This window comes from Pseudomonas sp. HN8-3 (assembly GCF_020790195.1).
GTDB classification, from domain to species: domain Bacteria; phylum Pseudomonadota; class Gammaproteobacteria; order Pseudomonadales; family Pseudomonadaceae; genus Aquipseudomonas; species Aquipseudomonas synxantha_A.
This window is the reverse complement of record NZ_CP086206.1, coordinates 2140052-2153009: the sequence shown is the minus strand read 5'-3', so window position 1 is coordinate 2153009 and position 12958 is coordinate 2140052. Positions and strand designations below refer to the sequence as shown.

The 12958-nt window shown below is 57.5% G+C and carries 7 protein-coding genes, 2 tRNA genes and 2 rRNA genes; 2 read left to right on the top strand and 9 right to left on the bottom strand.

Translation table 11 applies throughout. The features are described from left to right. Positions 1 to 29 precede the first annotated feature (29 nt). From LJX92_RS09675 to LJX92_RS09665, 3 genes are all read right to left on the bottom strand, one after another. Entirely contained in the window at positions 30 to 602 is a 573-nt protein-coding gene (locus LJX92_RS09675) for a DUF4174 domain-containing protein (RefSeq protein WP_032876911.1), read from the bottom strand. 152 nt (positions 603 to 754) lie between these two features. After that, positions 755 to 1387, bottom strand: a complete 633-nt coding sequence (locus LJX92_RS09670; protein WP_032876914.1) for a glutathione S-transferase family protein — start codon at positions 1385 to 1387, stop codon at positions 755 to 757. A gap of 49 nt (positions 1388 to 1436) precedes the next feature. Further along, entirely contained in the window at positions 1437 to 3794 is a 2358-nt protein-coding gene (locus tag LJX92_RS09665) for a DNA polymerase II (protein WP_223019135.1), read from the bottom strand. Between the two features lie 212 nt (positions 3795 to 4006). On the opposite strand from LJX92_RS09665, the gene LJX92_RS09660 reads away from it, so the two are divergent. Continuing rightward, positions 4007 to 6220: a TonB-dependent receptor gene (locus LJX92_RS09660; protein WP_228309655.1), complete on the top strand. Its 2214-nt coding sequence runs from the start codon at positions 4007 to 4009 to the stop codon at positions 6218 to 6220. A gap of 43 nt (positions 6221 to 6263) precedes the next feature. Here LJX92_RS09660 and LJX92_RS09655 read toward each other — a convergent pair whose 3' ends face one another. Next, positions 6264 to 6731, bottom strand: coding sequence for an SRPBCC family protein (locus LJX92_RS09655; RefSeq protein ID WP_032876921.1), 468 nt, complete (start codon positions 6729 to 6731; stop codon positions 6264 to 6266). 99 nt (positions 6732 to 6830) lie between these two features. Between LJX92_RS09655 and LJX92_RS09650 the strand changes: the two genes are divergently transcribed. Next, the gene (locus LJX92_RS09650; protein WP_032876924.1) at positions 6831 to 7232 is read left to right on the top strand and encodes a GFA family protein; all 402 of its coding nucleotides are present in this window, start codon (positions 6831 to 6833) and stop codon (positions 7230 to 7232) included. A 1-nt stretch (position 7233) separates the two neighbouring features. Here LJX92_RS09650 and mrdA read toward each other — a convergent pair whose 3' ends face one another. The 5 genes from mrdA to LJX92_RS09625 all read right to left on the bottom strand — a co-directional run bounded on the left by mrdA (position 7234) and on the right by LJX92_RS09625 (position 12940). After that, the gene (gene mrdA / locus LJX92_RS09645) at positions 7234 to 9126 is read right to left on the bottom strand and encodes a penicillin-binding protein 2 (protein WP_005786773.1); all 1893 of its coding nucleotides are present in this window, start codon (positions 9124 to 9126) and stop codon (positions 7234 to 7236) included. Positions 9127 to 9344: 218 nt separating this feature from the next. Then, positions 9345 to 9460: ribosomal RNA gene (gene rrf / locus LJX92_RS09640) — 5S ribosomal RNA — on the bottom strand. Positions 9461 to 9618: 158 nt separating this feature from the next. Then, positions 9619 to 12510 (bottom strand): 23S ribosomal RNA (locus LJX92_RS09635). Positions 12511 to 12757: 247 nt separating this feature from the next. Then, positions 12758 to 12833 (bottom strand) — tRNA-Ala (locus LJX92_RS09630). A gap of 30 nt (positions 12834 to 12863) precedes the next feature. Then, positions 12864 to 12940: transfer RNA gene (locus LJX92_RS09625), tRNA-Ile, on the bottom strand. Positions 12941 to 12958: the final 18 nt, after the last annotated feature.

The window sequence follows — 12958 nt, the reverse complement described above, 5'->3', positions numbered from 1 at the left end:
GGAGCTGGTAAGCCAGCTCCTGCACGGACTCAGTCATCCAGCTGTTGAGGCGCAGCCGGCTTGGTTGCCTTACCCGCTTTGGTAGCGTTCTTGCCAGGCGCAGGCGCAGGTTCTGGCACAACCGGAGCAGCCGCTTCTTTCTCGGCCATCGGCATCTGGTCAATGGCGCTGAAAAATTCCTTCAGGTCGAGGGTATCCGGCGGTACGGTCTTCTCCAGTTTCTTCTCGCCATCCTTGCCGATCAGGATCACCTTGGTGCCGCTGCCGACGCCGAGCTTGAGGGCACGGATCAGCGCGTTGGTTTCAGGCGGCGTGAGCTTTTTGCTGTCCTTTGGGTCCTTGGCGAACTTCTCCCCTTCGGCGCCAATGCTACCGAACTTGACGGTGTAGAACACCATGCTGCGCTCTTCGAAGGACTGCTTGGTGGCAGCCTCTTCCAGTTGTTTCTTCAGCGTTGCCAGTGTCGGGTTTCCAGCATCAAGCTCCACGACCACCAGCGGGCGCGTCTTACCCAACTCCTGCTTGAGCGGATTATCATCAGCGGCCAACAACGGCCCCGTAAAAGCCATCAAGGTAGCCAGGGTCAGCGACCGGATGAGCATGCGCACCTCCTTTGAATTCCATGCAGGGTTCTTGAGTTTCATGTCTGCGACAGTCAAATTCAAGGATGATTCCTACATCACTTTGAGAAGAGTAGGTCAGGACGCCCGCGACGCAAGGGCTTGGACAGTGGCCGGAGCATTGTTTCTTCCGGTTACGAGACCTTCCACTGCGGCCAATGCCGGGCAAAAACCGGGGCCACAACAGGGTCGGCGTCTACCCGCTCCAGGCTCTGCGCAAAGCCCGGCGCCAGGTTGCCGAGCACCTCGCGCGCGTCATCCCAGCGCGACACCGCCGCCGCCATGATGCCCAGTGCATTCGGCACATTGCCCGGGGTAAACAGCTGGTCGGCAAACTGATCGGCAAACACGACCCAGGCCTGGTGCAGGTAGCGCCGTGTGCCGCTGACCAGTTGCGCTTGCTGCACCTCATCAGCATTACCCAACCAGCGTTGCGGGTAGTCGATGATGCCGATCGCCGAATAGCAATTGGCGGCGATGTACAACAGCCCGCGCAGGATCTGCGCACGATCGCCGGCCAGCAACTCGGACTTGGGGTACTCCAGGCCCAGGTGGATCAGGATAGCGGCGCTTTCGGTCAGCACCTGGCCATTGGGGGTGACCAGGGTGGGGATCTGCTTGAGTGGATTGATACGTGCAAGAGCGTCGCTGCCCTCGCCGTCCTGCCAGGAGCTGGCGTCCACGCGATGCCACGGCACGGCGCAGCGCTGCAGGGCGATTTCGATCATGCAGGAACCGGATTCGTCGGTGCCATAAAGTGTGTACATGGGCGTTGCCTCCTGAGCGATGGGCGATAGGGACAGTGTGATCCATTGCCTAGAATAGCCCCATCTGCCCGCCCACCAGGGTACCGAAGTCATCATTCACAAACGGCAGGATCGCGTCAGCAACGGGCTGCAATTGCCGGGTCACATAGTGATCGTAGTCGATGGGCGCTTGCCGCACTTCCAAGGGTTCGGGGCCGTTGACGCTGATCACGTAGCTGATCCAGCCACCGCGCTGGTACTGGCGCGGGCGCCCCAGGCGGTCGTTGTACTCGTCTGCCAGGCGTGCCGCGCGCACATGGGGCGGGACGTTGCGTTCGTAGTCGTGCAAGGGCCGGCGCAGGCGCTTGCGGTAGATCAGCAACTCGTCGAATTCGCCGCTCAGGGTACGGCGCACGTAGTCGCGTATGTAGTCCTGATGGGGCTGGCGATGGAAGATGCGCCGGTAGAGTTCCTGCTGAAATTGCCGGGCCAGAGGCGACCAATCGCTGCGCACGGTTTCCAGGCCTTTGTAGACCATCTCTTCGCTGCCATCGTCGCGCACCACCAAACCGGCGTAGCGCTTCTTGCTGCCCTCCTCCGCGCCACGGATGGTCGGCATCAGGAAGCGGCTGAAGTGGGTTTCGTATTGCAGCTCCAAAGCACTTCGCAGGCCGTACTCGGTGCTCAGGTGGGCGCGCCACCAATCATTGACGTGCTGCACCAGCGCCAGGCCGATGCGATTGGCATCCTGCGGAGAATGGGCGCTGCCGAGCCAGACGAAGGTAGAGTCGGTGTCGCCGTAGATCACTTCATAACCCTGGGCCTCCACCAGCTCGCGGGTCTGGCGCATGATCTGGTGCCCCCGCAGGGTGATCGACGACGCCAACCGCGTATCGAAAAACCGACAGCCACTGGAGCCGAGCACGCCGTAGAAGGCATTCATGATGATTTTCAGGGCCTGGGACAGCGGTGCGTTGTGCTCGCGCTTGGCCTCTTCACGACCTTCGGATACGCGAGTGACGATGGACGGCAGGCAGTGCCGGGTGCGGGAGAAACGTGCGCCGCGAAAGCCCTCTACCGAGTCGCTGTCGTCGGGATGCTTGAGGCCTTCGATCAAGCCCACCGGGTCGATCAGGAAGCTGCGGATGATCGATGGGTAAAGGCTTTTGTAGTCCAGCACCAGCACCGATTCGTAGAGGCCCGGGCGTGAGTCCATGACAAACCCGCCAGGGCTGGCCTGGGGCGGTTTGTCGCCCAGGTTCGGCGCGACGAAACCCTGGCGATGCATCAACGGCAGGTACAAGTGGGTGAAGGCGGCGACCGAACCGCCGTTACGATCGGCCGGCAAGCCAGTGACGCTGGCACGCTCCAGCAAGAACTTGAGTAACTCGGTCTTTTCAAAAATCCGTGTGACCAGCTCACAGTCCTTGAGGTTGTAGCGCGCTAAGGCGGGCTTGTCCTCGGCGAACATGCGGTTGATTTCGTCCATGCGCTGGTACGGGGTGGAAATGTCCTTGCCTTCGCCGAGCAGGGTTTGTGCGACGTTTTCCAGGCTGAAGGATTCAAAGCTCCAGGTCGCCGAGCGCAGCGCTTCGATCCCGTCGATGATCAAGCGCCCCGCCGCTGCCGCGAAGTAGTGATTGCGGCTGCCGTGCTCGCGCCAGGTCATGGCTTCACCGCCACGCCCCAACAACAGCGGCACGTTCAGGCGTTGGGCGTGCTCATGCAGGACGCGCAGGTCGAACTGCACCACATTCCAGCCGATGATCGCATCGGGATCAAAGGTGGCCAGCCATTGGTTGAGGCGTTCGAGCAGTTGCGCACGGGTGTCGCAGTAGTCGAGCTTGAAGTCCACGGCATCGGTTTTGTTTGGCGGGCCGAGCATATACACCTGGCGCTCGCCGCAGCCTTCCAGCGCGATGGAATACAGATCGCCCTGGGCGGTGGTTTCGATGTCCAGGGACACCAACTTCAAGCGCGGGCGGTAGTCGGGCGCGGGCTTCATCTGCGCGTCGAGCACGGTGCCGTTCGCGTCGGGCGTGCCGCCGAACCATACGGGGGCAGTGATAAAACGCTCCATCATGTAACGCTCGGGCGGTCGCACGTCGCCTTCGTAGACATCGACCCCGGCGCTGCGCAGGCGCTTTTCGATGTCCATCAATTGGCGGTGCTGGCGGGCATAGAGGCCCAGGACCGGGCGATGGTGGAAGTCGCACAGTTGCAGCGCACGCAACTCCAGATCGCGCTCGCCCTTGAGCAGCCAATCAAGCGGCTTGCGATGGACTTCGGGGATGAACATCACCGAGGTTTGCACGGGTAGGCGAATACACCGAGGCCCGTGGTCGGTGGCCAGCCAGAAACTGACCTCCGTGCCTAACGGGGTATCGCGCCAATGCCGGGTCAGGACAAAACCCTGCTGTAAATCCACCGTACCGCACCTCAGGAATCGCTTTCAGGGCGTGATTCTACTCGGCATCTGTACAAACGCGGCAGGTTAACGCGCACGCAGAGCGCAATCGCATAAATTTGTTGCAGGACATTAATAACAATCACTATCATTTGCGTTGGAGTCGTATCCGCGCAGTGAGGAAGCGCAACGTCGCTGCCCCCTTCCTCATAAGTTAGCCGCCTGGATCGACCATGCCCCTCTGCAATCTTTTCGCTGCGCCATTTCGCCCGACCCTGCTCGCCCTTTGCTGCTCCGTGAGCCTTGCGGCACAAGCGGCAGCCCCAGCGGCCTCAGACAACGTGCTGGAACTGGGCGCCACCAACATCAATGTCCAAGCCCTGGCGCCCACGGCTCTGCCACCAGAGTTTGCAGGTGGCCAGGTTGCACGCGGCGGCCAACTGGGTGTGCTGGGCAACCAGGACATCATGGATGTGCCCTTCAGCATGTCCTCCTACACCGAAAAGCTGATTCGCGACCAGCAGGCGGAAACCGTCGGCGACGTGTTGCTCAATGACTCCTCCGTGCGCCAGGCCTCGGGGTATGCGAACCAGTCACAGACGTTCATGATCCGTGGCTTGCCGTTGAATGGTGACGACATTTCCTATAACGGCTTGTATGGCGTCCTACCCCGCCAGATCATCTCCACCGATGCCCTGGAGCGAGTGGAAGTGTTCAAGGGCCCCAATGCTTTCATCAATGGCGTCACGCCCACCGGTTCGGGTATTGGTGGCGGTGTGAACCTGCAACCCAAGCGAGCCGATGATGTGCCACTGCGTCGTTTCAGCACCGACATCAGCAGTGATGGGCGGATTGGCGAACACTTGGATATTGGCCAGCGCTTCGGCGAAGACAACCGGTTTGGCGCACGGGTCAACCTGTCCCAGCGCGAAGGCGATACCGGCATTGACGATGAAAACCAGCGTTCGAAGCTGTTTGCCGTCGGCCTTGATTACCGCGGCGATGCTTTGCGGCTGTCCGGTGATTTTGTGTATCAGAAGCAGCGTATCAACGGTGGGCGTAACTCGGTGTTCCTTGGCACCATCACCCAGGTGCCGGATGCGCCGTCGGCAGACACCAACTACGCGCCAAGCTGGAGCAGTACCAACCTTGAAGACACCTTGGGGATGCTGCGCGCCGAATATGACCTGAATGAAAACTGGACCGCCTACGCGGCAACCGGTGCCAAGCACAGCCGTGAAATGGGGCGCTACTCGTCGGTGACCTTGAGCGATAATCTCGGCAATGCCAGCGCCAGCGGCTCGACTATCGCCCACGAAGAAAACAATACCAGTGCCATGGGTGGCCTCAATGGCAAGTTCCACACCGGCCCGGTGAGCCATCGGCTCAACTTCGGCCTGGCAGGCATCTGGACCGAGGCGCGCAACGCCTATGTATTCGCCAGCGCAAAAACCCCGACCAATATCTACAACCCCGTGACCGGCGCGCCGCCGGCCCTCAACAGCCCACGCAATACCCCAGGTACCGACTTCAGCGATCCGACCATCACCGACAAGACATTCGTGCGCAGCGTCACGGTATCCGACACCTTGGGGTTCTTCGATGACCGCCTGTTAGTGACCGTTGGTGCACGTCGCCAGCAGATGGTGGTGCAGAGTTACAACTACATGAGCGGTACCCGCACCGCCAACTATGACGAATCGATCACCACGCCGGTGTACGGCATCGTGTTCAAACCGTGGGAGCACGTATCTCTGTATGCCAACCGCATTGAAGGCCTGGCTCAGGGCCCGACGTCGCCGCTCAAATCAGGCAACCTGACGGTCATCGGTGGCGGGCAAGCTTATGCGCCTGCCCGGTCCAAGCAGATCGAAGCGGGTGTCAAAGTGGACATGGGCACCTATGGCGCGACCCTGGGTGTATATCGTATCGAGCAGCCCGGCGCGGGTTATGCCGAGGCCATCGACGCCACCACCGCCCGCTACGTGCGGGAAGGTCAGCAGATCAACAAGGGCGTCGAGCTCAACGTATTCGGCGAACCGGTCAGCGGCCTGCGCTTGCTGGGCGGGGTGACCCTGATGAAAACCGAACTCAAGGGCACCCTCAACGGCGCCAACGACGGCAACCGTGCCATTGGCGTACCGTCATTCCAGCTCAACGCCGGGGTGGATTGGGATGTGCCCGGCCTGCAAGGCGTAAGCCTCAGCGGGCGTATGCTGCGCACCGGCGGGCAGTACGCCGACGCGGCCAACAACCTGAGCCTGCCGGCCTGGAACCGCTTCGACGTGGGTGCGCGCTACACCTTCGCCGTGGACAAGCGCGAGGTGACATTGGGTGCCACGGTAGAGAACGTCGCCAACGAGAAATACTGGGAGTCGGCCCAGGGCGGGTTCCTGAGCCAGGGGGATCCGCGAGTGGCGAAGTTGTCGGCGTCGATTGATTTCTAGAACGTGATTACGTTGGGGGGCTGATCTGCCCCCTTGCCCACCATCATACTGGTCGGGTTTCGCTCAGATAGGTTTCGATATTGCCCATCTGCTCATCCCAACCACGGGAGTTCATCTTGAACGCCTTCTGGCGCCGTGCCTCGGGAACCTGGTCGAAACCGGATTCGACAACCCGCAGCAGGATGCCGGGGGCGTGATCCTCGATGGTGAACTCCACCAGAGTCGGTGTTTCGTTGTCGTAGTCGATGCCCTCCTCTACCGCGAAGGGGTGCCACCAGAAAGAGAACAGGGTTTGCGGCAGGACGCGTTCGATCCTGGCCTTCCAGACCACATGTTCGTAGCCTGGGTAAGTAATTGGCGCTTCGATGGTTTGCCCGGCTACAAAGGTTTTGCCCTTGAGCGCGATACCGAACCAGCTGCCAAATTGCTCGGCATCCGTGAGAGCCTCCCAAACTTGTTTACGCGATGCATTGAGCAGGACTTTGCGTTCGATTCGATCTAATACGTGCATGAGTCACCTCCTTCTTTGAACAGTAGGCGACATCGACCAATGCGCAACCTTGCGTTGTGCGCGATGATGATGACCCCCTCCTTGACCTGGCCATAGGTTATGACTGACCCATTGAATGGAAGTTGCTTGTGCAAAGCTGTGCGCTATCAGGTGGACAGCCTGGACATGCCCATCAGCCACTGCCATTGCGACAGCTGTCGCAAGGCACACGCAGCTGCGTTTGTTGCCACTGCCGGGGTGATGCGCGAGCATTTTCGCTGGACGCACGGTGAAGAGCTTTTGGCATCCTTTGAATCCTCGCCGGGGAAACTCCGACGCTTCTGCTCGCGCTGCGGCTCACATCTGATTGCCGAACGGGGGCATCAGCCCCACGTGATCGTGCGGGTGGCGACGCTGGACGATGATCCCGGCGTCAGGCCCACCTCGCATATCTGGATGGCCCATGAGGTGCCATGGCTGGCCTATGAAGGCTTAGAGCGCTGGGACGAGTGGCAGGCCTGAGTCAGACGCGTGGGTCGCCTGGCGCTTTGGCTGGCGTCGCATACTGCGGCTTGAGATGACCTTCCTGGTCAAGCAACCAGGCATCCATGATCTGCCGCACAACCGGCCCAGCCACACGGCCTCCGGCCTCACCGTTTTCAATCATGACGGAAATCACGATTTTCGGATGTTCGGCCGGCGCAAAACCGACGAACAAGGCGTTATCGCGATGACGCTCCAGCGTCTTGTTGCGGTTGTAGCGCTCACCCTGCTTGATCGCCACTACCTGGGCGGTGCCGCTCTTGCCGGCGATGCGGTATTGGGCGCCTTGCGCTGCCGCCCGGGCGATACCGCGTGGGTCGTGCATCACCAATTGCATACCATGGTTGACCTGCTCCCAATCACGCGGGTCTTTTAAGACCACGTTGGGCATCGGGTTCTCATCCACCGGAGGCACGCCGTTGATGGTCTTGGCCAGGTGCGGACGGTTCCAGATGCCTTTATTGGCGATCAATGCAGTGGCTTGGGCCAGTTGCAGTGGTGTCACTTGCATATAGCCCTGGCCGATGCCAAGGATGACGGTTTCGCCTGGGAACCAGGGCTGGCGACGGGTCGCACGCTTCCAGGCCTGGGATGGCATCAGACCTGCGGACTCTTCGAACATGTCCAGGGACACCTTCTGACCAAGGCCGAACTCGGCGAGGTAGTCGTGCAGGCGATCGATGCCTAGCTTGTGGGCCAGGTCGTAGAAGTAAGTGTCGTTGGAACGCATGATGGCGGCGTCCATGTCTACCCAACCGTCGCCACTGTGGTTCCAATTGCGGTATTTGTGGTCAAAGTCCGGCAACTGGTAATAGCCAGGGTCAAACACCCGGGTTTGCGGGGTGACAACGCCACTGTCGAGACCCGCGATAGCAACTTCCGGCTTAATGGTTGAACCCGGCGCATAGAGCCCACGTAGCACGCGGTTGAACAGCGGCCGATCAATGGAATCGTGCAGCGCGGCGTATTCCTTGAAGCTGATGCCGGTGACGAACAGGTTCGGATCGAAACTCGGTTTGCTGACCATGGCCAGTACTTCACCGGTTTGCGGGTCCAGAGCCACGACCGAACCACGCCGGTCGCCCAGGGCTTCTTCCGCGGCTTCCTGAAGCTTGACGTCGAGGCTCAGGACGATGTTTTTGCCAGGGATCGGATCGGTGTGCTTGAGCACGCGTAGTACGCGCCCCTGGGCGTTGGTCTCGACCTCTTCATAACCGACATGGCCGTGCAGCTCGGCCTCATAAAAACGCTCGATCCCGGTTTTACCGATGGATTGGGTACCGCGGTACTCCACGGAATCAAGGGTCTTGGATTCTTTCTCATTGATGCGGCCGACGTAGCCGATGGAGTGGGCAAAGTGCGCACCCAGCGGGTAGTGGCGGACAAACTGGGGCTCGACGTCCACCCCTGGTAGACGGAACTCGTTGACGGCCAAAACAGCGATCTGTTCTTCGTTCAACTCATAGAACAACGTGACCGGAACAAACGGGTGACGAGCCTGCTTAAGCGCCTTATCGAACATGGCTCGGTCTTCGGCAGGCAGATGCAGCAAATTGACGATCGCGTCCAGCTCACCCTTAAGGTCGGTGGTGCGTTCACGGGTGATGGTCAGGTTGTAACTCGGACGGTTGTCGGCCAGGACTACACCATTACGGTCATAGATCAAGCCGCGAGTTGGCGTGATCGGCAGTACATGGACCCGGTTGTTTTCCGAGATCGTGGAGTGGTAGTCGTACTGCACCACTTGCAGAAAATACATACGCCCCACCAGGGCACAGGTGATGCCTACCACCAGCAGTGCACAGGCCAGCAAGCGTTTGTTGACCAGGCGGTTTTCTTTTTCGTGATCTTTGATAGGTATCGGTTCAGGCATTTCTACAGCATCTCGTTGGAAATTAGCGACGCCGCCTCCTGCGGGTAACGATCAGTCCTTGTGAAAATGTGCTGCACCATACCAAAAATGCAGAAACACTTTGCATTGATTTCCCCAACGGCACGCTATTTAAGCGAGAGTCCCAGAGGCAGCCGGCTTTTCGACCGCCCAAAACAAAACCCCTGTTTGCGTTAGCAAACAGGGGTTCTGGAATTTAATCTTGACGATGACCTACTCTCACATGGGGAAACCCCACACTACCATCGGCGATGCATCGTTTCACTGCTGAGTTCGGGATGGGATCAGGTGGTTCCAATGCTCTATGGTCGTCAAGAAATTCGGGTACTGAGTCGTGACCAGTTGGCCTCGCTTCAGCAAATTGGGTATGTGACAGCTTTCGGTGTTTTTGTGAGCGTCGAACTTTCGGTTCATTGCGTCCTCACACACCGCAATCTGATGCTCGTTAGAGTAGTCAAATTGCTTGGGTGTTATATGGTCAAGCCTCACGGGCAATTAGTATTGGTTAGCTCAACGCCTCACAGCGCTTACACACCCAACCTATCAACGTCGTAGTCTTCGACGGCCCTTCAGGGAACTCAAGGTTCCAGTGAGATCTCATCTTGAGGCTAGTTTCCCGCTTAGATGCTTTCAGCGGTTATCTATTCCGAACATAGCTACCCGGCAATGCCACTGGCGTGACAACCGGAACACCAGAGGTTCGTCCACTCCGGTCCTCTCGTACTAGGAGCAGCCCCTCTCAAATCTCAAACGTCCACGGCAGATAGGGACCGAACTGTCTCACGACGTTCTAAACCCAGCTCGCGTACCACTTTAAATGGCGAACAGCCATACCCTTGGGACCGGCTTCAGCCCCAGGATGTGATGAGCCGACATCGAGGTGCCAAACACCGCCGTCGATATGAACTCTTGGGCGGTATCAGCCTGTTATCCCCGGAGTACCTTTTATCCGTTGAGCGATGGCCCTTCCATACAGAACCACCGGATCACTAAGACCTACTTTCGTACCTGCTCGACGTGTCTGTCTCGCAGTCAAGCGCGCTTTTGCCTTTATACTCTACGACCGATTTCCGACCGGTCTGAGCGCACCTTCGTACTCCTCCGTTACTCTTTAGGAGGAGACCGCCCCAGTCAAACTACCCACCATACACTGTCCTCGATCCGGATAACGGACCTGAGTTAGAACCTCAAAGTTGCCAGGGTGGTATTTCAAGGTTGGCTCCACGCAGACTGGCGTCCACGCTTCAAAGCCTCCCACCTATCCTACACAAGCAAATTCAAAGTCCAGTGCAAAGCTATAGTAAAGGTTCACGGGGTCTTTCCGTCTAGCCGCGGATACACTGCATCTTCACAGCGATTTCAATTTCACTGAGTCTCGGGTGGAGACAGCGCCGCCATCGTTACGCCATTCGTGCAGGTCGGAACTTACCCGACAAGGAATTTCGCTACCTTAGGACCGTTATAGTTACGGCCGCCGTTTACCGGGGCTTCGATCAAGAGCTTCGCGTTAGCTAACCCCATCAATTAACCTTCCGGCACCGGGCAGGCGTCACACCCTATACGTCCACTTTCGTGTTTGCAGAGTGCTGTGTTTTTAATAAACAGTCGCAGCGGCCTGGTATCTTCGACCGGCATGAGCTTACGGAGCAAGTCCTTCACCCTCACCGGCGCACCTTCTCCCGAAGTTACGGTGCCATTTTGCCTAGTTCCTTCACCCGAGTTCTCTCAAGCGCCTTGGTATTCTCTACCCAACCACCTGTGTCGGTTTGGGGTACGGTTCCTGGTTACCTGAAGCTTAGAAGCTTTTCTTGGAAGCATGGCATCAACCACTTCGTTAACTAAAAGTTAACTCGTCATCAGCTCTCGGCCTTAGAATCCCGGATTTACCTAAGATTCCAGCCTACCACCTTAAACTTGGACAACCAACGCCAAGCTGGCCTAGCCTTCTCCGTCCCTCCATCGCAATAACCAGAAGTACAGGAATATTAACCTGTTTTCCATCGACTACGCTTTTCAGCCTCGCCTTAGGGACCGACTAACCCTGCGTCGATTAACGTTGCGCAGGAAACCTTGGTCTTTCGGCGTGGGTGTTTTTCACACCCATTGTCGTTACTCATGTCAGCATTCGCACTTCTGATACCTCCAGCAAGCTTCTCAACTCACCTTCACAGGCTTACAGAACGCTCCTCTACCGCATCACTTACGTGATACCCGTAGCTTCGGTGTATGGTTTGAGCCCCGTTACATCTTCCGCGCAGGCCGACTCGACTAGTGAGCTATTACGCTTTCTTTAAAGGGTGGCTGCTTCTAAGCCAACCTCCTAGCTGTCTAAGCCTTCCCACATCGTTTCCCACTTAACCATAACTTTGGGACCTTAGCTGACGGTCTGGGTTGTTTCCCTTTTCACGACGGACGTTAGCACCCGCCGTGTGTCTCCCATGCTCGGCACTTGTAGGTATTCGGAGTTTGCATCGGTTTGGTAAGTCGGGATGACCCCCTAGCCGAAACAGTGCTCTACCCCCTACAGTGATACATGAGGCGCTACCTAAATAGCTTTCGAGGAGAACCAGCTATCTCCGAGCTTGATTAGCCTTTCACTCCGATCCACAGGTCATCCGCTAACTTTTCAACGGTAGTCGGTTCGGTCCTCCAGTTAGTGTTACCCAACCTTCAACCTGCCCATGGATAGATCGCCCGGTTTCGGGTCTATTCCCAGCGACTAGACGCCCTATTAAGACTCGCTTTCGCTACGCCTCCCCTATTCGGTTAAGCTCGCCACTGAAAATAAGTCGCTGACCCATTATACAAAAGGTACGCAGTCACCCAACAAAGTGGGCTCCCACTGCTTGTACGCATACGGTTTCAGGATCTATTTCACTCCCCTCTCCGGGGTTCTTTTCGCCTTTCCCTCACGGTACTAGTTCACTATCGGTCAGTCAGTAGTATTTAGCCTTGGAGGATGGTCCCCCCATATTCAGACAAAGTTTCTCGTGCTCCGTCCTACTCGATTTCATGACTAAGAGATTTTCGCGTACAGGGCTATCACCCACTATGGCCGCACTTTCCAGAGCGTTCCGCTAATCTCAAAGCCACTTAAGGGCTAGTCCCCGTTCGCTCGCCACTACTAAGGGAATCTCGGTTGATTTCTTTTCCTCAGGGTACTTAGATGTTTCAGTTCCCCTGGTTCGCCTCTTGCACCTATGTATTCAGTACAAGATAACCATCTTATGATGGCTGGGTTCCCCCATTCAGACATCTCCGGATCAAAGTCTGTTTGCCGACTCCCCGAAGCTTTTCGCAGGCTACCACGTCTTTCATCGCCTCTGACTGCCAAGGCATCCACCGTATGCGCTTCTTCACTTGACCATATAACCCCAAGCAATCTGGTTATACTATGAAGACAACATTCGCCGAAAATTCGAATTTCTCGATTAAGAGAACTCACAAATTTCACCTTAGCCTGATCCGTTACCAGTGAAAGTAACGTTCAGTCTATCTTTCTATCACATACCCAAATTTTTAAAGAACGAACTAGTCAAAGACTAGAAATCAACATTCACCATCACAACGATGGAATGCTCATTTCTAAGCTTTATACAAACAGAAGCAGTAGTGGTGGAGCCAAACGGGATCGAACCGTTGACCTCCTGCGTGCAAGGCAGGCGCTCTCCCAGCTGAGCTATGGCCCCGTATTTCTACAGGCGTTTCCCACACAAAATTGGTGGGTCTGGGCAGATTCGAACTGCCGACCTCACCCTTATCAGGGGTGCGCTCTAACCAACTGAGCTACAGACCCAATTTCGGGCTGCTTCTT